This window comes from Teredinibacter sp. KSP-S5-2, from assembly GCF_032773895.1.
GTDB lineage: Bacteria > Pseudomonadota > Gammaproteobacteria > Pseudomonadales > Cellvibrionaceae.
The window spans coordinates 1,894,975-1,919,966 of the sequence record NZ_CP120416.1; the positions used below are offsets into that span (position 1 = coordinate 1,894,975).

Below are 24,992 nucleotides of genomic sequence, written 5' to 3' on the forward strand. Positions count from 1 at the left end.
TTCATCGGTGCGACATTTGTCTACACGGCGTTTAGGGGGTATCTGGAGAACGTATTATTTTCTGAGTGGCGATGTATTCGAGAGGCGGTTGACCTTTAGTTCAGATCAAGTGGTCGTGGACGGGGTTGGGATGGAAGCTAAAAGGGGAGCCAGTCTGGGATTATGGGTTAAAACGAACTATATAGCGAGCCCAAATAAAATGGACCCGCCACTGTGTATCTTAGAATCCTCCATTAAGGCATTGCTGAACACACCATGCAAAGTTATAAGGTCCTTGAACACAGTTTGAAGCAATACAGGTATCTACATCGTCTGCATAACTCATTGCTGCAATTGCACAGCCAACACCAAAAGCAACGGAAGCGATAGCGATTTTAATTTTTTTCATAGTTAAGCCTCTTTGTTTGTGGTTGATAACACTACAGGTACTACATTAATGACAGTATTTGTCAGTGAATGTAATTCGATAAATCAGCTGTTTATTTGACTAATCTTTTTGATTAGTTCTTCTTGATTAAATCCTCGGATTAGGGTGTTTCCAATGAGTATTAACGGTGTCCCCTGGCCATTTAATTGATTAAATTCGTGTTTTGCTGATGGAGATGTTTCAATATCTTTTTCGAGGTATGGGATATTTTTATTGTCCAGGAATGATTTTAGATTTTTGCAATAGTTACACCATTTTACGGTGTAAATGATGAGCTGATTTTCTTCTGATACGCCGTATTGAGAATAATCCCCTTGTTCAGTTTTTGGTGAGGCGAAAAATTGCTTAATGACTGGGGTTGCTGTGTAGGTTAAAGCAAAGCCGAGTATGCCGCAGAAAAAGATTGTTGCGAATAGGGAAATTCCTTTTTTCATTATTAATCTCTTTTCTTGTTTTTATATTTTTATACTGGAAAAAAATATTGCTAGCAACATCGATACAAGTAAATTATTTGATATTGAGAATAAGTATGCAGATATTTTTTGTTCTTGTTGTTATGGGTGGCGGGATGAAGATTGTGGCGACGGCTCTTTCTTTGGAAGAGGGGATACATTGTGAGAAAACTGATTTTCTTACTTAGGCAAAATCAATATCGAATGGTAGTTGACGGATTCTTTTGCCACTTGCTTCGTAGATGGCGTTGGCTAATGCGGGGAGAAATGGCAAGTGGACAGCTTCTCCTACACCTTGAGGCGATACATCGCTGTCTAAAATTAACGTTTCGACTAAAGGCATATCAGTAATGGTGGGAATAGGGTAATCATCGAAATTACTTTCAACCGCTGCGCCACTTTTTATTTGAATGCCCGAATATTTTATGTCCTTTATCATCATTAGCACGCCACCTTCGTTTTGCGCTTTGACTGTATCTGGATTAATGATAATGCCGCAGTCGATAACGGATACCACTTTGTCTATTTTTAGCTTGCCACTAAAGTAGCTTACTTTGACGCAATGAGCGCTTACGCAGCCCGCCAGTTCCGTTATGGCGATACCTTTTCCGCAACCACATTTGCTTTTCTCGTTCCAGTTAACCAAGTTTGACAGGGCTTTTAACACACGGGTGTGCCTTGGCTTGTGAGCTAAAAGTTTTAACCTGACGGTCATTGGGTTCTGGTGTGTCTGTGCACATATCTCGTCGATAAACGATTCATGCGCAAAGGCATTGTTTGGTGCGTAAACACCGCGAAACCAGCTGATGGGAATTTTATTAAATTGACGATTGAATTTATATGCTCGGTTAGCAATTGCGTAATCTGTTATGCCGTTGGTGATATATTTTTCTGCAGAGTTGGGATTTTGCGCCTCTATTTGATTTGCTTGGTCTTGTGCAATTATCGTGTGAGTCAGTGATTCAATTTCGCCTTCTTCGGTCAGCTTTGCCTGTAAGTGATTTAAACTGGCAAATCTAAAAGGGCCTTGTGTTATATCGTCTTCTCTTGTCCAAATAACCTTAACGGGCTTTTGTAATTTTTGGGATAAATATGCTGCTTCAAGGCAGAAGTCTGGGATCGATTTCCTACCAAAGCCACCACCGAGATAGGTGACATTGATTTTGACTTGCTGCCATTTTAGCCCCAACAAATTTGCCAATGCATCTTGAGTCCATTGTGGTGCTTGTATTGGTGCCCAGAGCTCACAGTGATTTTCTGTGACATGCGCAGTGGCGTTTAAGGGTTCCATGCAGGCGTGTGCCTGATAGGGACAAAAATAACTTTGGGATAGATTTAACGAGGCATCTTGGGTGTCGAGTTCAGCGAGAGCTTCTATATTCCCATTAGCCTCTAGAGTTATCCCTGTTTTATTTACCTGTTCTTCAAAGTGGTGATAAATGTCACTGCTGTCCAGAGTTTTATCTATTTTTTCCCATTTTATGCGTAGATACTTTCTGGCTTCATTTGCCGTATAGAAATCTTTTGCAATGATTGCGATCCCTCTACGTGTAAAGGGAAGGACTTGCATTTGAGTTTCAATGACATCCACAACTCCGGGGATGGACAGTAGTTCCTGACGATTGTAACTGCTGATCTCGCCATGGAAGTAGGGGCAGCGGGTAACGCTGGCAGCAAGCATCCCAGGTACTTTAACATCCATACCAAAAATGGCTGAACCGTTGATTTTTGCCTGGTTGTCACGTCGTTTTTGAGGCTTACCTATTTGTTTGTATTCACTTTTGTTTTTCAGCGAAATACTTTTAGGTGGGATTAAGTAGCTGGCACTGTTTGCAAGTTGACCATATGTGAAGCTTTTTCCCGATAGGTGATTCAAAACTCTTCCCGATTGCGTGCTGCACTCATTTAATGGGATTTTCCATGTATTGACAGCCGCCTCCATAAGCATATGACGGACCGTCGCCGCTAAAACCCGACATCGCTCCCAAGAGTCTTTGGTGCTTTTACTGCCCCAGGATGTCTGATCACCATAGTGCTCGCGATTAACGTCACTTTGATAAAAATCCACTTGATCCACGTCGACATCCAGTTCTTCCGCCAAAATTGTCAGCGTGGTGTGTAAACTACCTTGCCCCATTTCGGGTAGGTGATTGGCAAACACAATACGTCCGTCGGAATAGAGCGTAATAAATTGGTTATAGGCGATGGATTTTTGTTCGGCCAGGCTGACTTTTTTGACTGCTCCCTCTGTACTCAGCGAGGATTGTGCATACGCAAGACACAATGCTCCAGGGACAATCTTTAACAGTTCTCTTCGATTTATCTTGGCGTCATTGATCATTGCAATACGTACAGCTTAACGTGTTTATTCAGTGACATGGCGAATGGCGCTTTTGATTCTTTGATAGGTTCCGCAACGACAGAGGTTACCCTTCATTGCTTGATCAATTTGTTCATCGGTTGGTTTTTGGACTTTGTCTAACAGGGCTGATGCAGACATAAGCTGTCCCGGCTGACAATAACCACACTGGGGCACGTTAAAGGTATCCCAGGCTTGTTTGAGTTCGTTTGCGGTGTGGCCGGAAAGCCCTTCAATTGTGGTAATGCTTGCATTCGCTGCCGCTGAAACAGGAAGGCTGCAGGACCTCACAGCTTCGCCGTTTAGGTGAATTGTGCAGGCACCGCATAAGCCTTTTCCACAGCTATATTTAGTGCCTGTAAGATTGAGATCGTCCCGGAGTACCCACAGAAGTGGTTTATCGGGAGGAGCTACGACTTTGACCACACTGCCATTCAGGGTAAAAGAAATCGGAATCATGGTGATTTCTCGTGAATAAATCAGTGGGTCAAATTTTAGGGGGCTACGCGTAAACTTAAAGTGAACAGGGCGATTCCAATGGTGGTTGCCATGCTGGAACCGTATCTGAGTACACTTGCTTATTCGTACGCATCTGAGCGACTTTTCCTGAGATCTCTTCTGTAGTCAACGCAACGTTTTTCTCAAAGAATACCCAATCAACATCTTGTTGGTAAATGCGGGTTTCATCAGAATCAATCAGACCGTTTTTTACAAACCAAAGGTTAAAGTTTATCGACATCGGTGCTTCAGGGTAGACTTCTTCATCGTGAGTAAAGAACTCTTTACCATCGACAAAGTATTTCACTTCGTTATTCATGGCTTGAATCACCAGTGTACGCCATCCAGCATAGGACTCTTCCTTCAGGCCATGTTGATTTTTCATGGTCCAGGGATCGTGCTGGAAGGTTTCCCATGAGGTTACCCATAGCGCTCTATCGTGCTTCCAGCCACCGTTAGCCAAATACTCAAAATCCAGTTCGCTGTAATCCGGATCCATGGGTGATTCGAGTGGGCTGATGGTGTAAAAGGTTTCAATAATCTGGTCGCCATCAGGCCCTTGAGCCGGTTCGTCAGAGAACAATACTCGAGCGGCATAGGTGCCTTCACGGAATTTTCGTTGATAGCAAATTTGTGCTTGTGCGGTGTTGTCGATATCGCCTTTGATGGTGGCGCTGAGTCTGACAAAGGAGTTTTCGGGTGCTTCAGCTGGATGGAAGCTAATGCCTTTCTCGTCCCAGTGGGCTCGTTTATCCCCTGGGTGTCCTTTCCCTGTGCGAGCTTGCCAGCCATTTTGATTAAAACCTGCCATATCCTGGTAGGAGAAGTCATCAAAAAATATTTGAGATGTCTGCTCTGTCGGTTCGTTTGAACCACAGGAGACTATAAGTGCAGCCAGCGCAAGTAGAGGTATATTTTTCATGTTTTTCATAATAGGCATCGTAAAAAATTGTCGTTATAAAATTTCTATCACTATGTCAGTAATACTAGGCGTAAAAAATAACATGTTAAATAGAAACTTTCTTGTTTGGTACAAAAATACGTTTTTTTAATCAAAAAGAAGAAATGAGTGTGTGATAAGGCATATTTAGCATATTGTCTCACCAAAGATCCGTGTTTTCGTATTTCCTCTATTTGATAAATTTAGACGCTATCATAGGAAAAGGGAAAAATACGTCAGTGAATATGATTTGCGTGCCGTGTGTTTATATCTGATATCCGCTAAGAATGTGAGGTTAAATGTTTTTTGTGCAATTTGAAAAAAATGGAATTAGCTTGTTAAAAGTCTACCCAAAAGAGTTATACAAGATTCAGACTTTTCATCAGGTGCGATATTTTGTCTATGGATTCCTGGTACTCTTCTTCCGCTATTGAGTCGACAACAATACCTCCACCACCAGAGCAGAAAATCTGTTGATCGATAATTTGCATTGTGCGAATGGCAATGTTTGAGTCAAAGTTCGAATCTGCGCTCAAATAGAAAACACTCCCGCAGTAAACCCCTCTGTTATGGGCTTCCAACTCTTCAATTATTTCCATAGCCCGCTTTTTTGGGGCACCGGTAATACTGCCACCAGGAAAGCATTGCAGGAAAAAATTCAAAGGGGAAACTGATTCTTTGACTGTTCCTGTCACAGTGCTAACCAAATGATGGACATTGATAAAAGACTGCAACTGATAGAGCTGCGGTGTTTTTACCGAATGGGGAATGCAGCATTTACTGAAATCATTTCTCAGTAAGTCCACAATCATCAGATTTTCTGCACGGTTCTTTTCGCTTTCTTGTAGTTTTTGTGCATTCTCTTTATCTGTTTTAGGGTTTTCTGATCGGCTTATGGTGCCTTTTATAGGCTGTGTTTGAGCTTGATTGTTGTTGATGGCAATGAACTGCTCGGGCGATAAGCTTAGAATTTGGCTTTTGTCGAAACCCAAAAAAGCGGAATACGGGCTGGGTGAACTCTTGCGTAAAGCTAAATATGCCTCACTCGGGTTGCCGGAAAATTCAGCCCGAAACTCTTGGGTATAATTTACCTGATAGGTATCTCCGGCGAGAATGAATTCTTTTATTTGTTGAATTTTTTTTAGATATTCAGCTTTGTCAACGTTTGACTCAAACTTTGATACCGAAAAACGTTTTCTAGGATTCTTTGGTATACCTTGTGTTAGTGCGCTATAGATTTCCTGTTGGCTTTGTTGAGTACAGTTTGGTTGAAAAACTAGTGCAGATGTTTTTTTTAAATGATCTTGAATAACTGCCCAGGTATAAATGCCAATGGTACTGGTGTGTTTTTCTTTTTTGGATGAAAAAATAGCAAAGTGTTTGTGGTTGTAATCATAATTGAAATAGCCTATTGCGCCGCCGATAAACGGCAGATCGCTATTATGCGATTCCGTCACCTGGCAGTGGGTTGCTATGGCTTGTTCAATGTCGATATAGCTTGGATTGTGAAGTACCTGAACGGGGTTGGCGGAGAGGATGTCATAGCGACCTGAGGTGTGTGCAGGATATCCCGAGTCCAGCCACACGCGGTTAGTAAAACCCTCTAGGCGCAATAAGTACTGACTGCTATCTTCCAGATACGGAAGTTCAATGGTATTTATCTGTTTGATCACAAGAATACTAATGCTGCGGTTCGGGAAAGGGCGCATTTTAGATGTTGTTGCAGCAAAAGGCTACGGGATAGAATCCGCTTACATCGTAAAAGAGAACGAGTAATCCTATGAGCTTTTACCCGTTGGAAAAATTAAATCGTTTGTATGATGGATACCAACAACCTTTTTCCGTTGCCGGTAGACAGTTGTTACTCATACAAGCTGAAGGCAAACTCCACCTTATTGAGAACCGGTGTCCGCATATGGACGTGAGTTTAACCACCGCAGTCCAGCTGCCTGGTGGCATGATTCGTTGTCGTGCACATGGTATTGAGTTTGATCTCGTGTCTGGTAAGGCTCAGGGGCCTTTGGGGGATACCATTGACTGCTTACAGCATTTCACTCTCGTTTATGAGGGTAATCAGGTTGGTGTCGAGTTATAGGGGCGTATCGGGGCGATCCGTCGAGATAGTGCAATATTTGGTCTAGTCTATATAGATATCGTTTAGTAGGCTTATCGAAAACGGCTTATGTCCTATCTATGGTGCAGGTTTCTTGTTCTCAGTCTCGTTATCCTGCTGGCGCCCTCTGGATGGGCGAACCCGGTACAGGTTGCTATTCCCACTAGTGATACAAAAGACCTGACCACCTTTATCGCAGATCGCTCTTTGTTGGATATCGATAATTTCCACCAAACCAGGCGTGATATAGCCCTTCAGGTATTGCAACGTCAAGCGCTTCTCTTGGGCGGTTACACCAAGCCATTAGAGAGCAGGGAAGTAATTAATAATCGCCGTATTTTGACTTTGGTTGTGCAAGGAAAGGTCGCAATCTCTGGGATCAGTTTCTGGTTAAGTGGGTTGGAAAACTATCGTGAACAAGTATGGGTAACCGATGAAATTATTGGTGACGGCAGCTTTGTTGTCGGCATGTACACCACTGAGTCCAGGCTCAAAAGTTTCCAAGTCAACGAAGACCTGCATGCTTTGGTACCCATATCAAACAGAAGCTGGGAAAAAGACTGGCAGGCGTTGCTTCAGTTCCATCGTCGAGAGCCAATTGACACCTTCAATTGGGAATCGGTTGTTAGAATGCTGGTTGCCGGGAGGGCGGATTATACTTTGGCACCGTTTCAGCAGACGGAAGGAATGGTGTTAAACGCCTACGGACAAACCCTACACCCCATACCTCGTGTTAAGTTTTTAATTCCCGGAAGTCAACACTGGGTTGTCAGCAAAATACATCCGGAAGGTGCGGCGATATACAGAGCCTTACAGCTTGGCTTGGCACAACTTAAAGCACAGGGTCGTTTGCGTACAGCGTTAACGGAAGCGGGGTTTTACAACGAATCGGTTATTGACTGGCAAACCGTTAATGAAAGATTTATAAAATAAATTGAGTTAAATTCGGATCGGTATCACTGTACTTTTGCCAGTAGCGATCAAATTCTTCTAGGCAGGATTCACTTTCCCTGGGGGCTTGGTAATTTACAAAGCCGTCTTGATTTTGTTCATCATTAAAATAGATAAGTCGTCTTTTATCGCAAATGCAAAACCCCACTTCAGCTTTCATCGGGTCTTCATTGATCACCCGAATCGCTACTTTACTGGAAATCCTTTGTGCCAAAGTAATTAACGGATGGTTGCTGCCATAAAGTGGTTTGGCTGTATGCACCAGCATTCGTATGCGAGCGCGCCTATTTGAACGGGCAAACCGGGAAAGTGCATCTACCAAGCGTGGGTTGGCAAAGATGCCTGTTTGTAGGTGATGTGAATAGATGTCTACATATCTCAGTGTCGGTTGGACCATAGCTGCCAGGTGATGAGCGAACTCCAGGGCTGAGATTGGCCGTATTACCTGATCTTGGAAAAGATTTTCCAATCGTTCAGCAGACTCTGGGGTAAAGATCATCCGTTGATGTGTAACGTCATACTCCGTATGTACGTCACCTGCAGCCTGAAAACCAAGCTGTTGGTAAAAGTGTATAGCGTGTTGCTGAGCATTGAGAAACACTGGTTGGTCACAATGGATCAGAGCATGCCGGGTCGCGTGTACGAGCAGTTGCGATCCAATCCCTTGTTGACGGAATTGAGGAAGCACTGCTAAACGCCCGATTTGTCCGGTGTTTAATACCCGGACTGTGCCAGCAGGTAGGTTGCGGGAATAAGCTAGCAGGTGGAGAGTGGTGGGGTTATGATCCCATTCATCCACTTCGTCCTTTTCTGGAAAGCCTTGTTCCTGACAGAACACTTCTTTGCGTATGTTATGGAGTTCTGTGTTTGCTGTTGTCCATTCCACTTGTTCTATACGTAGCGACATTTCACTCACCCCGGTTCTCTATAAGCAGTTCATATTCGCAGAGTTCCGCAATGACAGCTTGTTGCTCTTTAGTCAGCTTTGACCAATACAAGGTTTGATACGCGCTTAAGCCGGATGCCAGAGCGGTGTTCGTCAACCACTTCATCCCGTTAATAAATAGCATGCATTGCTCATCAGGTAACTGAAAGTACGCTGCTCTAACGTGCGGTGAAAGCTGGAATGAATTTGTCGCTGTTAATTCATCGAAAAGCATTGGCGAAATGGGGGAGAATTCGGTATCCATATTTGGCTGTGTCATGTATTTGCCAAACCACTCCGCGATTTTTCCGGTGTCCCCTGTATAGGTTTGTAAAATATTTTGTACCTGGCTGATGGCTGAACACGGAATCTCTCCGCAATACTTTGTGGGCTTGAGGTCAATGTCTGTATAGCGCTGGTCTTGCAGTAAAAAAGACGACGCCTCCTGACAGAAATCCAGCAAAATATCCTCGTGGCTTGGTGCTCTGAAACCAATGGAATATGTAATACAATTGTCGCTGGCTGCAGTTCCCCAATGAGCGAGTTGCGGCGGAAGGTATAACATATCACCCGGTTCTAATACCCATTCTTCGTTGGTATCAAACTCGGTCAATATTTGCATGGCTACGTCAGGTAAAAGTGGGCTTTGTGCATCGCATATTTGGCCGAGTTTCCAGCGTCGGGAACCTAGCCCCTGTAGCAAAAATACATCGTAATAATCAAAATGTGGCCCGACACCGCCGCCCATACTTGCGTAACTGGCCATGACATCATCCAAACGCCAGTTTGGCAGGAAACGAAATGACTGTAATAGCTGGTTAGCTGCTTCGTTAAAACTGTCCAGGTTTTGCACCAATAGAGTCCAATGTTTTTCCGGCAGTTCAGCGAAAACTGTTTCTGGAAAAGGCCCGTGTTTTACTTGCCATAAACTGTGTAATGGGTCATCTGTTGGTGTTTCAATGATCAAACGGGAAGTGATGTCTTCCTCTAATGCATAGCCGGCTAATTCTTCTGGTGAAATGGGTGAAATAAACCCAGGAAATGCCTGTCGAACTAATAATGGTTTTTTCTGCCAGTATTCCGCAAAAAACTGTTCAACAGATACGGAGCCAAGAGGGGATTGAGTATTCACAATATCGGACACTATTCTTTTTTATTTGTCAGTGGGCAGGCATTGTAGCTTAGTCTACAAAATATTTAACCCAGCGTTAGTGTCAGAGTTCATTGTTAGTCTGGCGGCAGAGTTCATTTTGTTTCAAATATAAAGAGTAACTTTTTCTTGAATGTCATGGCCTGCGTCAATGTGAGCTTTTCGTCAGACAAAAAAATAGCACCTTAACGGTGCTACTCAATAGCGTTTAAACAAACGATTTTAGAAAAGGGCAAAGGGGAGTTCGCTTTATCCTCCTAAAGAGCCTACCGCACGATTCATCAACGAACCTTTTTTCGGTTCGAAGGCGCGATAGTGTTCAACCATATATTCTGATGGGTTCACAAAGCAATGAACGACCACTTCTTCGGAATCCCTTAGTTCGCCGACGCGGGCAAACATAAACACTTTATATAAATACGTACTGCGATCGAAGTAGGTGGAATGGTTATCGATGTACGACGATATCATCTTATCGCCATAGCGTTTCTGGGTTTTTTGTTCGCATATGCTTGTGGCGTCAAGTAAATCAAAAGGCAGGATTTTGTAGTTGCGCTGTGCGTCGTAATACTTACCGGAATGTTCAATATCAAGAAAAAGGCTTGCCCAGAACAAGCAGAGAATGACAGATACAATTGAGCCTGTAATGATTAAGTGAGTACGGGAATAATTGCGCGGGTCAAATTTGCTGTGATGATCGGACCACCAGGTTTGCAGATGATCCGCGTAGTTAACTAGAGCCATAACCTCTTCTCCAATTATCAGGAGTGTCCTCTGGAAGAGGAGACTGCCAATGTTCAGTTCTTTCGGTAACCGTTCGACCCACATCTGGATGCCGGGCACTGGCTTTGCGTCCCCGCGTTACCACGGGTTTGCCTTTTTCGGGGGCTGAACGGGCAGGGCCGCTAGCGACAAGGCAGTGCCTTGTGTATCCGAATCCCCATCTATGGAGATACATTTATTATGAAGACATCGCTATGCATGCGCAAAGTTTTAGTTTGGTACATTAAGATTGTTTTGTTTTAAAAATCTGTAAATTATTCCAGGCGGATGGTTTCAACAAAAACTAGGACTGTTCTTTATTTTTACCATGTTCATATCGTAGAAAATGCAAACCATACTGTGAGCCAATTTGTTACCCTCAATGCCAGTACCTCCTTCTTATGCCATTGATATTACTTCATACATAAAACGCAAAGAATAACGATTAAGAATTAGTCATTTGTCATGGTATAGATAAAAATGCTTAGCGCTTATTACTCAGAGTTTTAAGTTCTAAATCCCAAAAAGCATAAAACTTTTGGGTTAAGAACAAAATGAAATAATAAGAAATAAGTGTTTAATTTTTATTCTGAAAGTTTTATGGTTGCTCGATGGCGCCCCGTTCATTTTATTTGACATATGTATACATAAGCGTAAATCTGGCAGTTTTCGAATGTATATGAAAGAAGGGGTAAGCAAGTATTTATTTGATCGGAAGTTCAATCAAGGATAGGGCAAAAGAGACTTGCAGGCATTGATACAGAACCGTTTGCAAGATAACTAAATAATTAATCGGAGATTTGTCCCAATGGTTCTCTTCAAGAAAACAACGTTTTTCTTCAGCATCTCTATTTTTTCATACCTGGCTTTTATTAATAGCGCTCATGCTTATGAGTGTGCTGGCGTACCACTGTATGTGGAAGGCTCGGCATACTCTAATGGTGCTGTTGTACAAAATCAGGGGAGTGCATATGAATGTACTCAGGAAGGGTGGTGTTCGCTTGGTGGTGCTTATGCACCAGGCACTGGCTGGGCCTCGCAATATGCCTGGCTTAGCCTGGGCGAGTGCGTGTCTCAAGATACCTCTACCAGTAGCTCTTCGTCATCCTCAAGTTCGTCTTCCAGCTCTTCTTCGTCTAGCTCCTCGTCCTCTAGCTCAAGCAGCTCGAGTTCGTCGTCATCTAGCAGCAGTTCTGGCGGAGTGGTCGACCACGAAGCCTGTCGACCAGATGGTTTATACAAAACGCCCGGATTAGACGTTCCGTACTGTACGATATACGACACCAGCGGCCGTGAAAAAATGGCAATCAGCCGCAGAATTATCGGGTATTTCCCCTCCTGGAGAACCGGTAAATCGGATCCTGGCGTTGAACCTCGTCCTGCGTACTTGGTATCTGATATCCCCTGGAACAAGATCACGCACATTAACTATGCGTTTGCGCATCTGGAAAATGGTCTGATATCCGTCGGTGACCCAAATGGTACTTACAACCCGAACCTGACTATGGAGTGGCCTGAGTACCCCGGCAATGAAATGGACCCAGAGTTTCCATATAAAGGGCACTTTAACCAGCTAAGCAAATTCAAAAAGCAATTCCCACAGGTGAAAACGCTCATCTCTATCGGTGGTTGGTCTGAAACCGGCGGTCATTGGGCAAATGGCACACGTGTTGAAGATGGTGGCTTCTATACCTTGACCGATAGTGAAGCGGCCATGGAAGCCTTTGCGGATTCTGTCGTAACCTTCTTGCGCACTTACGGTTTTGACGGTGCGGATATCGATTACGAATACGCCAGTTCCAATAGTGATGCGGGTAACCCTGCGGACTTTGCCTTCTCCAACGCAAGACGTCCGTACCTCATGGCAGGTTATGCGAGGCTAATGAAAATTTTGCGTAACAAATTGGATGCTGCGAGTGTTCAGGATGGCAAACACTACTTGTTAACCGTTGCCGCGCCTTCTTCCGCGTATCTGCTACGTGGTATGGAAATGTACCAAGTAACTCAATATCTGGATTACCTGAATGTTATGTCCTATGACCTTCATGGAACCTGGAACGAGCATGTTGGTCCTAACGCTGCGTTATTTGATGACGGGAAAGACACTGAGCTTGGCCCCATTTATAACGCGCATGGTGTAGGCTACTTAAATACCGACTGGGCGTATCGTTACTACCGTGGTTCCATGTCGCCCGGTCGACTAAATATCGGTGTCCCATACTACACCCGTGGTTGGCGAAACGTGCAAGGCGGAACCAATGGCTTATGGGGTAAAACTACCGTTCCAACCGATGAGTGTAACGATGGTTTAACCAAGTGTGGTGAAGGTGCCATTGGTATCGATAATATCTGGAACGATTTTATTCCTCGTATTACCAAGTTCAACGGTGAGTTACCTGCTGGTGCAAACCCCATCTGGCATGTGAAAAACCTTGAGCGTGGTCTACTACCAAGCTATCTGGACCTGTATAAAATCAGCACGGTAACTGATACCCGATATGACCTGATCGGCACCTACGCTCGAAAATACGACCCTGTAGCCGGCCATACCTGGTTGTGGAACGAACAGAAAAAAGTTTTCCTTTCTTCTGAAGATGCTGACTCCCTTGCGGTTAAAGCCGACTACGTTGTAGATGAAGGGATTGGCGGTATCATGTTCTGGGAGTTGTCCGGTGACTATGATTGCCCAACCGATGTCACTAAAGAGTGTACCGCCGGTGAGACAATGACCAGCACCTTGCACAGCAAGTTTGTGAATGCAACGCCATATCAAGCCACGAAAGCGAATATCGATAGAGCGATGCCAACTGAGCATCTGGCGATGTCTTATTCATTAGGTAATTGCCCTCTAGGTGATCAAAACTACCCAATGAATTGTGAGCTGACATTAACGAATAACTCTGACATCACTATTCCAAAAGATGCGGTTGTGCAGTTCAATATGTCTGTGTCCGACCCTCGAGCTGAAGTATTTGGTGAGTGGAAAAATGGCTTGGCGGCAACAAAACTACAGGTATTGGTTGACGGCCATGATGGTGGAAATGTGGGCGGTTACAAAACCGATTTCCATTTGATTCAGTTTGCGATTACCGCAGATATGGCGCCAAGTGGTTCAATCATTTATCAGTTTGTGCAACAACTGCCAACTTCGTTTTTCTCCAACTGGACAATTGAATTCGGTGGTAAAACCTACGGTGTTTCTTTTGACCATACCCGCGGTTCTGTGCCTGCCACCGGATCGACATCCAGCTCAAGCAGCTCGTCTTCTACAAGCTCAAGTTCTTCTAGCAGCTCTTCATCATCCAGTAGTTCTTCATCAAGCTCGGGTGGGGCTGGAACCTGTGCAGCAGAAAACATTGACCCAACAGCTGTCAATGAATATCCAAATTGGCCGAGAACAAACTGGTCAGGAACACCCGACCACGCAGAGACTGGTGATTTGATGCAGTACAGCGGGTCAGTTTATAAAGCAAACTGGTACACCAGTTCACAACCAGGAAGTGATGGTTCCTGGGCGTTTGTTTGTACCATTTAAAGCTGATTTCAATTAAACAATATAAAAGGCGGCCGGTGGCCGCCTTTTTTGTGTACAAAGTTTGTTCTTTTGGTTGCATTTTTTAAGGTCTTCTTTCTACTGTAGGGATAGCCTCGGTTGCAGGTATGATCTATTTTGTGAAGGTATACTGTCGTGTATTGGACAATAGTGGGCATGCTAGTCTTGCTTGCTAATGACCCCCCGTTATTGCCTGTTAGCGCTTGGGTATGGTGGATTGCAGTAGAGATTCTACTGCGTAAATTGGATAAATAATTCATTTGATTTACAGTAGAACGCCTACCGTAAAAGATGTAAACGAGAATTAATTCTTATGTGTAAGTTATTTTTTAAAATAAATGCTTTAAAAAAATAAAAAACATCTGGTAGACTTTGATAACATCGATTGGAGAAGGTGTATCAAGACGGAATTTGTTTTTTTCTGCAGCGTTAAGTTTTTCCTGTGTTGCCGGTGTTCTGCTGGTGCTCTCTGTCTTTTTTTACTTCGAATAAATCGTACCGGAATTTCGGGTGGTTTATTTTTATTGTTCTATCAAAATAAAAATAAATGTGAGTCATGGTTGTGGTATTTAAATGGGATTTTAAATAATGCATTTGCTTGTTTTTTTAATTTTATTTGGGTTGATGGTTCTGATTTTTCAGGGGCGGGTTTAAATCAGGGTATGGTTGTATCGGTCATTGGAATTATGTGCTCTGGGGTAAAGAATCGGGACTTTGAGCGCGCGATGCACTATTTTACGCCGGCTACAAAATTTTTATATCGATACAAATAAAAACGATCTTTCTGATTTTTCCCTGATTGCTTATCGGATTATTTGTCGGATATTCAGCAAGCCATATCCAATACCGATCTAACGTATGATCAAACAGTGTTACCTCAGCAGGTTGAGTTGAATCGCGAAGAAAAAACTGCGGTAGTGCATATGGTAAAGTCAAAATAAAAATAGGAAATAAAATGAACGTGATTTATAGAGCGTGGCGTTGTTTTCAAGGAAGTCGTCGGGGTGTGGCTTTGGGGTTAGCGGGGTTAACGTTATGGATGTTTGCCTCGGCGGTTCAGGCGTTGAGTGTGAGCACGACCACCAGCTCAACGGGGACTTATACGTTGTCCTGGAGCAAAAGCAGTGGTTACACCTATTGGCTCTATGAAAAATACGGTTCGGGTGCCTGGAACTCCGGGGGGAATGTAACCCCGATGACCTCCTATACCTACACGGGTAAAACCAACGGGGTCTGGTATTACAAACTGAAAAGCACCTACTGTATTACTTACCCGGTAAACCAGTGTTACACCAACTGGTCGAATGAGGTGTCGGTGACGGTGGCACTGCTTGGCACTGTGGGCAGCATATCGTTACCCTCGACGGATACGGACGGTGCCTTTTCTGTGAGCTGGGGAGCGGTTTCCGGGGCAACAAAATACTATGTGCAACGGCGAACGTCTTCCAGCAGTTGGCCTTCAACCTATCTCCAATCCAATTCAAGCACCTCATACAGTGAATCGGGCTTAACCAACGGTACCTATTACTATCGGGTACAAGCGTGTAATGCGGGAGGCTGCTCCAGCTGGAGAGACTCCAGTAGCATTGATGTCATTCGGACACCAGGCCAGCCTGCCAATATTACCGTTGTTTCATCCAGCACGACAGGAGAGTTTACGGTTACCTGGGGCACGGCTTCTGGTTCATACAGTTCCTATGTTCTGGAGCGTCAAGTTAATGGGGGCAGTTGGTCACAAATTCACTCCGGCAGCACCAGTACACGCGCCAAAGCCCAAAATGTGGGGGATGGTACGTATCGTTATCGGGTGAAGGCCTGTAACAGCTTGAGCTGCAGTGCACCGACGTACTCGAATAATGTGGTGGTCAAACTCCCACCGGGTGCTCCCGGATTTAATGCGCTGAGCAGCAACGATGCGGATGGTTATTACACCGTGAGTTGGGCGTTGGGTTCCGGCATAGTGGAATCCATAGAGTTACAGCGACGCCTGAATGGTGGCAGCTGGTCTGCGGAGTTATGTTCCGGCACCACCAATTGTCCAAACGGGGTGAGCTTTTCAGAAATCAACCTGGCGGACGGTTCCTATAGCTACCAGTTGCGCGCGTGTAATAGCAGCGGGTGCAGTGCTTGGGTGACTTCGTCGACCGTGGTGGTGATGCGGCCGTCGGGCATGCCGGCCAGCCTATCGGTGCCCAGTGCGGACGCCGATGGGGCGTTTACGGTCAGCTGGGTGGCGGGTACGGGTACCGCAGAAACCTATCAATTACAGCGAAAAAGCGGCAGCAGTGGCAGCTGGTCTGGCAACCTGATCAGCGGCAACCCCATAAGCTACAGTCAAACGGGCTTGGCTAACGGCACCTATTACTATCAAGTGCAGGCGTGTAACCGCAATGGTTGTTCCGGTTGGCGCGCCTCTTCGGCGGTGACGGTGACCCATATACCTGGACTACCGGCCTCCATCAGTGTGCCCGCCTCAGATGATGACGGCGCCTTTAACATCAACTGGGGTGCCGGCAGCGGTATCATCGACAGCTACCGACTCTACCGCCAGTACAATGGGGGCAGTTGGGAGTTGGCCTACACTGGGTCGGCACGCAGCTATGACGAAACCAGCCTGGCCGATGGCAACTATGCCTACCGGGCTCAGGCCTGTAATGTCAGCGGTTGCAGCAGCTACCGCACCTCTGGGCTGGTGGCAGTGGATCACCCGATGACGTCGGTCAGTATGACTCTGGCTGGCAGCAGCTATACCGGCAGTTACCAGTTATCCTGGCAGGCTTCACCGGAATACAAATACAAGTTGTATGAAAAGCTAGGTAATGGCACTTATCAACAAATTGCTAATTACGATTACATCCCCAGCCCCCAAACCCTCACCAAAAGCTTTAGCAATAAAGCCAATGGCATCTGGGCGTACAAAGTGGAGCTGGAATACTGCCGGGATTACCCCGTTAGCATGTGTTATGTGGGCGGCACTGGTACCGCGTCGATAGAGGTGCATGTGCGCCCGACACCGGTGGCACCGGCACAGATTACCGTGCCGAGTTATACAGACGGCAGTTATGTGGTCAGTTGGTTGGCGTCGGACGCTTCGACGGAACCGCAAAAATATTACCTGGAACGCAGCAGCAATGGCGGCAGCAGCTGGAGCAATATTCCGTTAAACAATGACGGTTTAGACCTGAGCTATAACGAACCCAGCCGGCCGGAAGGCAACTATCTGTACCGGGTTCGAGCCTGGAACACCACGGATTATTCAGCGTGGCGTACCTCCAGCAATGTGTCGGTGAAAGAACTCCCCGGCAATCCTACCAGCCTTGTGGCGCCGGCGGAACACGGTGATGGTGCCGTGCCGGTCAGTTGGTCAGGGGCCAGCGGTCTGGTGGACTCTTACCAGGTCAGCACGCAAAGCGGTGGCAGCTGGGGGGCCGGAGTTACGGTCACCGGCACGAGCTACACCCCGAATCCGGCCCTGGCCGATGGCACCTATGCGTTCCGGGTTCGCGCCTGTAACACCACGGGCTGTAACAGCAGTTGGTTACAACAGACCGGCACCACGGCGGTAAAACGCAAGCCGGGTGCGGTGTCGAGCATCACGGTGCCGACCACCACCAGCACCAATGGGCAGATCAATCTGACCTGGAGTGCGGCCTCGGGGACGGTGGAATCCTATGAGTTGCGCCGCTATCGGGTTGGGCAAACCGAAGGTGCCCTGGTGGCGACCATGGGGGCCAATACCGCGATCACCGATGAGGTGGGCAGTGGCACCTATACCTATCAAATCCGTTCCTGTAACAGCGTGCATTGTGCCGATACCTGGGCCACCTCCGCAGAGGTGAGCGTGGTATTGCCGTCACCCAACTATGCCGAAACCTACACAGGCAATGTGGCGGATGTGAGCTTGATCAACAGCGCGCCGGCGTTACCGGCGAACTACATTGGCGCCACTGCCGGCCAGGCCGGCGTCAGTGGTGGCACGGCCACCTACAGTGTCCCGGTGGCGATTCCGCCAGGGCGTAACGGGGTACAACCGAATGTGTCTTTGAGCTACAGCGCCAAAGGTGGCAATGGCTTATTGGGCGTGGGCTGGAGCCTGTCTGCGGGCTCGGCGATTGCCCGCTGTGGCGCCACCTATGCGCAGGATGGTTTCACCCACAGTGTGCAATACGATCTGGGCAAAGACCGCCTGTGCCTGAATGGTTCACGTTTGGTGGCCGTCTCCGGTGGCTATGGTTATATGGGCGCGGTGTACCGCACCGAAGTGGACCAGTTTGTACGGGTGACTCAGCATGGCGGGTCACTGGACGACAGCACCACCTGGTTCAGTGCCGAGTACAAAGACGGCTCCGTGGCCTATTTTGGTCGAACCAGTCAAAGTCAGGTGGTACACCAGGGGGTTAGCACACCGATCAGCTGGCTGATCAGCTTCCAGCATGATGCGGTGGGCAATACCAGCGGTGAGGCACACACTGGCAGCATTCCGACGAATGCCAACAACTTTATTCACTACCAATACCAGACGTTTGGTGCGGGTGAAGTGTTACTCAGTGCCATTCAATACACCGGGGAGGGCGAGTTCCTGCCCGGCGACCGCCAGGTCATCTTCAACTATACGGCCCTGCCGAATACGCAAAAACGGGTGCACTACCTGGCCGGTGGTCAATCAGAAACCACACAAAAACTGGCCTCGATTGATACCCAGGTGGGCCTGGATAAAGTCCAGCACTACGCGCTGCGCTACCAGGACAGTGCCGCCAGCCAGCGGCCATTAATCCGCGGTATCCAGCAGTGCGGCTGGGAAGCGGGGGCCTTGGCTTGCTTACCCGAAACCACCTTCAACTGGCTCGACAATCGCCATATTGCGCCACCGGAAACCCTGAAAGTTGGGGGCCAAACGCCCTATACCGACGTCTTGCGGGTCGATGCGGCCTTGCCGTACGGCGACTTTAATGGCGACGGTACCCGCGACTTCCCGGGCCATTACGTGGATGCGGAGCAGCGCAGTCGCGGTGCCAACACCGTGGCGGCAGCGGACAGTTGTATGTATGGCGCAGCCACCTCGAAGTTCCAGTGCATTGATGTGGATGTCGACCGCGATGGCACCAGCGACCCGCATAAAATACAGGACTTCTACTGGTACGTGGATTACTCCAGCGATGGCCTGGGCAACTACGTCAACACCGGTATCCGGATGGAAACCTATGTGCGTCAGTTTGATGCCCAGGGCAATCTGGTTGCGGATCAGGAAACCCGTCGGGTCGCCATTGGCCGTCACGACAACTTCCTGGGCACCTCGGATGTGAATGGCGACGGTTACCCGGACATTATGCTGCACAAAGTGGAGCGCAATACTTTTAATGCCAGCCCCAAAGGCACGGTGTACTTACAGGTGATCCTGCATAACCGCTCAGCTACCGCGCCGTTCTATGACAACAATGCCCGGCAGACCCTGTACACCCACGCCTCTACCTCGAATGTAATTGGCGGCCTGACACCGAACCCGGACTGGCCGGTCAACCCCACCGAAAGCACCTCGCCTGTGGGAGATATTGACGGCAATGGCTTGATGGACTTTGTGGTCTCCATGACTGCAGGGCCCTATGACGGCGTACTCAAAAGCTTCCCGGAACCCTTGCCCAAGCGATTTTTGATGAACTTCAGTACTCCCAATGGGCTGAATTTTGTCGATCAAGGACAGGCCTATGGTGGTGCTGCATCGGCGGGGCAAATGGTCACCACCCTGATGGGCGAAACCATGCCCGCCTCCAGTATCAGCGTACTGTTCTTCCATCGCTTTATCGATGTCAATGGTGATGGTCTGCCGGATATCCTGCAGTGGTCCCAGGGTACTAAACTGGTGTTGCGTCTCAACCAGGGCGGCAGCTTTGGTCCTGAACAGGTCTTATCCGAAAACCCGTACTTCCCCATACGCTATGCCTCGCAATACGTTGGCCCGGGTGTGCTGTATAACATGGTGACCGCCAAATACGGTGAAGCCATGCAGGTGGCGGACATCAATGGCGATGGCCGGCCCGAACTGCTATACCCCGGTGAACGTTTGATTGAGGGATGTTCTCAGGTCTTTGACCATCACATTAAGATAAATCAGTCCGGCTGGGTGAACCTGTGTGGCGATGAACTCTATGGTGCTTACTCCACCACCGACAGTAACGAATACCCGCAAAGCCCGATCAGCGTGTATCACAACGATGACTCCATTTACCGCTATAAAGCCCTGTACTTTGACCCACAAGCCGATGGCACATACAGCCTGCGTGAAGAGAATACCGACCTGATCGGTTCCGCTTCGGAAGTGGCCATGATCGACGCCTTTGGCGATGGCAACCTGGATATGGTGTTTGCCTATGGCCCGCGCGCGGCACTCAGTGACAACTCAATGGGTACCATGACCGCCGAAGGGAGCGCGTTGTTTGGCAACAACTACGGCATCTACATTACCCGTAACTACGGTGCGGGCACCGGCACCAATGGGGGCGACTACCAGCCGGTCGATGTCATCCAGGGTGTGGACAACCCCTATGGCCTGACCAGCGAATGGGACTATCGCCCGCTCTCCACCGGCGACGCCTCCATCTTTGCGGCCAATGGCAGCAGTGCCCAGCCGATGTATCAACCGGCGAACGCCTACGTTGACCCGGCGGAAGGCTACTTCCACTTCGGCTCCAGCATGTACGTGGTTAAAACCCTCCGGCAATCCAATGGGCTGGGCGGTATGAATGCCGTGCACTACGGTTACCGTGGTGCCATGTACAACTTCCAGGGGCGGGGCTTTACCGGCTTCCGCAGCATCATCCGTCACACCGAAACCCTGGAAAACGGCGTCGACGTCAGTGTGGTCAACCACACCGACTTCCACCAGATATACCCCTATGTCAGTGCCGTGCAATACCAGGCCAGCTTCCTGGCCAGCACCTACCAGGGCTACAACAGCTACAACCTGTTTGGCGATAACACCGGCACCTGTGGCCTGGACACCGACACGCGCCCAGCCAAGGCTGCCGACGCGCTCAGCTTCAGCGAAAGCTGCTATCAGCTGAACGCCGCCCACCAAAGTGCCATGACCGGCCTGGGTGTCAGCCAGATAGTCAGCACCTATGCCCATCAATCCGGCGGCATCCGCAATGCCCTGAACTGCAGTGGGCCCACCAGCTGTACACTGGGCGGTGAACTCAGCCGCAACCGGGTCGAAGTCAGTGCCATCGATGAATGGGGCAACCCGACCACGACCAGCCAGACCCAGGCGGACGACTGGGGCACCCAGGTGACCAACACCGTGACCACTTACGCCAGCGGTGCAGGGCAGGAAACCGCCTGGTGGCTGAACAAGGCCACCCAATCGGTGGTGACCAAACAGGCCATCACCGGCCGCAACCTGCTGGACGACGCCCTGGAACTCTACAGCGGCGACAAAACCGGGCTGGATAACGCGGTGATCATCACCACCATCCTGAGCTACAACAACAGCCGTATGCGGGTCGCCACCGGCGTGGCCATCAGCAGCAGCGACGCTGCCCGCAGCAGCCAGGCGCAAACCCAATTTAACGCCTACGGCCTGCCTGAGTGGGTCAAAACCACCGCCAGCGTGCTCAATAGCAGCAACCAATGGGTGGCACAAACCCGCCAGGTCAGTACCAGCTACACCACCGATGGCTACTTCCCGCAAACAGTCAGCAACGACCTGGGACACAGCGTCAGCAGCGTCATCGATCCGGCTCTGGGCGTGGCCACCTCGGTTACTCGCCAATTGGATGCCACCACCAGCCTGACCGCAGAAACCGACTACGATCCGTTTGGTCGACCGCTGGAAACCCGGGCACTGGGTAGCGCCACCCAATACACCCGTTACACCACACCGGATGCCAATGCGCCTGGCCTGGCGGTGACCCAGGTGACTGTCACCCAGGCGGGCAGCCCCACCGTAAAAAGCTACCAGGATCGCCTGGGCCGCACCCTGCGCACCGCCACCCAGGGCTTTGATGGCGGCTGGCTCTATGTCGACAACACCTACACCAGTCGGGGCAAACTGGCCTTTGAATCCGTGCCCGGCACCACACCCTTAACCGGAGCGGACGATCTGGGCGCCAATGGTGTGTGGTACACCGGCTACGACCCCGTGGGTCGACTGACCGGCAAAATCAAATCCCAATCCTGTGGCAGTGATGGTGTCGACGGCCTGGTCACCACCCAATACACCACCGTGGACTACACCACCCACATCAGCCTGACCGACGCTTGCAGCGGCGGGGGCAACGACCACAGCCTGAGCATGAGTCGCACCTACAACAGCCAGCAACAGCTGGTGAAAACCGTGGATGCCCTCGACGGCATAACCCGCTACGCCTACAACACTCTGGGCAGCCCGGCGGTCATCACCGACGTGGAAAATAACTCGATTGTTGCCCACTACGATGGCCTGGGCCGCAAAACCCAGGTCAACGACCCCAACCAGGGCATCACCGACTTTGTCTACAACGGCTTTGGTGAAGTGCAACAGGAAACCCGGGCCAACAACAAAACCGTCAGCTACTACCTGGATACCCTGGGGCGGGTGACCCTCAGACGTGCCACCGGCGAAGCCGACAGCACCTACCTGTACGACAACGTGGCCTACGGCTACGGGCAGATGTACCAGGAATCCAACGGCAGCTTAACCCGTACCACCAGCTTCAACAGCCTGGGCCAACCGCTGACCACCACCGAAACCCTCGGCGGCGACAGCCACAGCGTGACCCAGTTATACGACGCCAACTACGGTCGCCTCAAAGGGCTGCGCTACCCCAACAACCTGACCCTGGAATACCAATACAACGACCTGGGCTACCTCACGCAGCTGAAAAACGCCGCCAATGGCTACGCCTACCAGACCATCAACAGCATGGACCAATGGGGCAACATCACCGGCGCCATGCTGGGCAACGGGGTCAGTGAAACCGCCCAGTACAGCGATGTAAACGGCCAGGTGCTCAGCCTGGGCGCTACCCGGGGCACCACCGCCTTACTCAGCATCTACTACCAACAGTACGATGGCTACGGCAACATCGAACTGGAAACCGTGCAAAACGGCGCGGACGCCTACAGTGAATACTATGTCTACGACAAACTGCATCGTTTAACCCAAAGCGGGTACAACGACTTTATCGGGGCCAGCATCACCTACAGCTACAACGCCAGCGGCAACCTGCTGAGTAAATCTGACTACGCCCGCAACTACGACTACACCACCGGCACCAGCGGTGGACCCAATGCGGTCAAGCGGATTGAAAAAATCCTCAAACAGGCAAACGGCACCACCAGCTACCAGTGGGAAAGCTTCAGCTACGATGCCCGGGGCAACATGCTCACTGGCGATGGCTTAACCCAGGCGATCTACAACGCCATGGACAAACCCACGCAAATCAACAAAGACGGCGCATTACTGACCTTCGATTACGGCCCCAGCCAAATGCGCTACCGGCAGGTGAAAAGCGACAACGGTGACACCACCACCACACGCTACATCGGCAAACTCTATGAAGAAGTGACCGAACAAACCAGTATCGGATTAAAACAAAGCTGGCGGGCCTACATCGGCAGCGTGGCCGTGGTGGGCGAAGAAGACGGTACCCCCTCCATACGCTACCAACACCGCGACCGGTTAGGCAGCGCGCGCACCTTCACCGATGAAGCGGGCAACATTGTTGCCCGACGGGACTACGACCCCTTCGGCAAACCGCGCAAGCCCGATGGCACCTTAAAAGAAGAGCACTGGATCGCGGGCGTGCCCATGGAACCCATACTGGACGACCTGGACAGCGCCAAAACTCCACGGGGCTTCACCGACCACGAACACCTGGATGCGGTGCAATACATCCACATGAACGGCCGGGTATACGACTACAACCTGGGCCGGTTCCTGAGTGTGGATCCCTACATCCAGAGCCCGGGTAACTCACAAAGCATCAACCCCTACAGCTACATCATGAATAATCCGCTTGCTGGGGTAGATCCGACGGGGTATGTGAGCAAGGGGGTTGAGGATAAGGCAAATGAAAAGGCGGATAAGGGTTGTGGAGTGAACTGCACGACCTATGTGTTTGATGGGCACGGCAATGCCAGTACGCCTTTCTCCAAAATGAATGAGTACAAGAAGTCAGATAATGCTAACTCAAATAATAACAATGGAGGGGAGCAGCAAAACAATGCAGATAAGAAGGAGACACCTACAGGGACAACTCCAACCCAAGATGTGGGTTCGCAAGAGCAGCGTGATAAAAAACTTGCAGATGGTAAAGTAAATGCTAACAATGAGGGTACTCCTGTTGAGGAAGAAGTTGTTGTAACGGGTGTGAACACGAGCATACCGAAAAGTGCACTGTCTAATGCTCAGGTAGCGGCGGTTAGAGGGCCGTCACATGAGGGACAGAACAAGGGAGATTGGACAACAAAAGACTTTTTGAAACATTACCTTTTTGGCGGAGGAAAGGCTGTTAATTTATCTGATGTTGGATTGGGTGATGATTTTGAGAATTCTGAATCAGTTAAAAATGCGACAGAGAAATTCATGGAAGGAGTGTTGAATGGCCCTATTTACAACTTGAAAGCAAGTGATCGAGTTTTAAGGAATGTCACTAATGATGGAGCAAAAGATTTTACAGGAAAGCCCGCTCTGTTTTCTTTAGGGGATGGGTGGCTAAATATGAGTGCTAGCTGTTCATCTGGTAATTGTACGTTTAACTTTTCAACAAGTGATATGTTTGTTGATGCACTTGATATCAATGACCAATGGAGAGGTAATCAAGACCTTCCGTTTTCTCAGCCGTACCAAATTAATCATAGTTGGACAGTGGATCGGAGTTACTAAT

At 48.7% G+C, this 24,992-nt stretch carries 13 protein-coding genes and 1 riboswitch; of the genes, 4 read left to right on the forward strand and 9 right to left on the reverse strand.

Going from position 1 to position 24,992, the window contains the following annotated elements:
- Positions 1-220 precede the first annotated feature (220 nt).
- The 6 genes from P5V12_RS08580 to pabB all read right to left on the reverse strand — a co-directional run bounded on the left by P5V12_RS08580 (position 221) and on the right by pabB (position 6,349).
- The gene (locus P5V12_RS08580) at positions 221-388 is read right to left on the reverse strand and encodes a hypothetical protein (protein WP_316956941.1); all 168 of its coding nucleotides are present in this window, start codon (positions 386-388) and stop codon (positions 221-223) included.
- Positions 389-471: 83 nt separating this feature from the next.
- The gene (locus tag P5V12_RS08585; protein WP_316956942.1) at positions 472-861 is read right to left on the reverse strand and encodes a glutaredoxin family protein; all 390 of its coding nucleotides are present in this window, start codon (positions 859-861) and stop codon (positions 472-474) included.
- Positions 862-1,063: 202 nt separating this feature from the next.
- Complete coding sequence (locus tag P5V12_RS08590) at positions 1,064-3,220, reverse strand: xanthine dehydrogenase family protein molybdopterin-binding subunit (protein ID WP_316956943.1); 2,157 nt, start codon at positions 3,218-3,220, stop codon at positions 1,064-1,066.
- Positions 3,221-3,244: 24 nt separating this feature from the next.
- Entirely contained in the window at positions 3,245-3,697 is a 453-nt protein-coding gene (locus P5V12_RS08595) for a (2Fe-2S)-binding protein (protein ID WP_316956944.1), read from the reverse strand.
- Positions 3,698-3,752: 55 nt separating this feature from the next.
- Complete coding sequence (locus P5V12_RS08600; protein WP_316956945.1) at positions 3,753-4,667, reverse strand: glycoside hydrolase family 16 protein; 915 nt, start codon at positions 4,665-4,667, stop codon at positions 3,753-3,755.
- Positions 4,668-5,035: 368 nt separating this feature from the next.
- Entirely contained in the window at positions 5,036-6,349 is a 1,314-nt protein-coding gene (gene pabB, locus P5V12_RS08605) for an aminodeoxychorismate synthase component I (RefSeq protein WP_316956946.1), read from the reverse strand.
- A 107-nt stretch (positions 6,350-6,456) separates the two neighbouring features.
- Between pabB and P5V12_RS08610 the strand changes: the two genes are divergently transcribed.
- Both P5V12_RS08610 and P5V12_RS08615 read left to right on the forward strand, forming a co-directional pair.
- Positions 6,457-6,771, forward strand: a complete 315-nt coding sequence (locus P5V12_RS08610) for a Rieske (2Fe-2S) protein (protein WP_316956947.1) — start codon at positions 6,457-6,459, stop codon at positions 6,769-6,771.
- Between the two features lie 87 nt (positions 6,772-6,858).
- The gene (locus P5V12_RS08615; RefSeq protein ID WP_316956948.1) at positions 6,859-7,722 is read left to right on the forward strand and encodes a hypothetical protein; all 864 of its coding nucleotides are present in this window, start codon (positions 6,859-6,861) and stop codon (positions 7,720-7,722) included.
- Here the strand turns inward: P5V12_RS08615 and P5V12_RS08620 are convergent.
- The 3 genes from P5V12_RS08620 to P5V12_RS08630 all read right to left on the reverse strand — a co-directional run bounded on the left by P5V12_RS08620 (position 7,712) and on the right by P5V12_RS08630 (position 10,559).
- Positions 7,712-8,647: a GNAT family N-acetyltransferase gene (locus tag P5V12_RS08620; RefSeq protein WP_316956949.1), complete on the reverse strand. Its 936-nt coding sequence runs from the start codon at positions 8,645-8,647 to the stop codon at positions 7,712-7,714. The two genes, P5V12_RS08615 and P5V12_RS08620, sit on opposite strands and share 11 nt — an antisense overlap.
- Position 8,648: 1 nt before the next feature.
- Positions 8,649-9,809, reverse strand: coding sequence for a cupin domain-containing protein (locus P5V12_RS08625; protein WP_316956950.1), 1,161 nt, complete (start codon positions 9,807-9,809; stop codon positions 8,649-8,651).
- A gap of 255 nt (positions 9,810-10,064) precedes the next feature.
- Positions 10,065-10,559 (reverse strand): hypothetical protein, encoded by a 495-nt coding sequence (locus P5V12_RS08630; protein WP_316956951.1) that lies wholly within the window; start codon positions 10,557-10,559, stop codon positions 10,065-10,067.
- Positions 10,560-10,620: 61 nt separating this feature from the next.
- Positions 10,621-10,702: riboswitch (cyclic di-GMP riboswitch) on the reverse strand.
- A 683-nt stretch (positions 10,703-11,385) separates the two neighbouring features.
- Here P5V12_RS08630 and P5V12_RS08635 point away from each other — a divergent pair.
- Positions 11,386-14,112: a glycosyl hydrolase family 18 protein gene (locus P5V12_RS08635; protein ID WP_316956952.1), complete on the forward strand. Its 2,727-nt coding sequence runs from the start codon at positions 11,386-11,388 to the stop codon at positions 14,110-14,112.
- Between the two features lie 1,057 nt (positions 14,113-15,169).
- Positions 15,170-24,991: a SpvB/TcaC N-terminal domain-containing protein gene (locus P5V12_RS08640; protein WP_316956953.1), complete on the forward strand. Its 9,822-nt coding sequence runs from the start codon at positions 15,170-15,172 to the stop codon at positions 24,989-24,991.
- The last annotated feature ends 1 nt before the right edge of the window (position 24,992 follow it).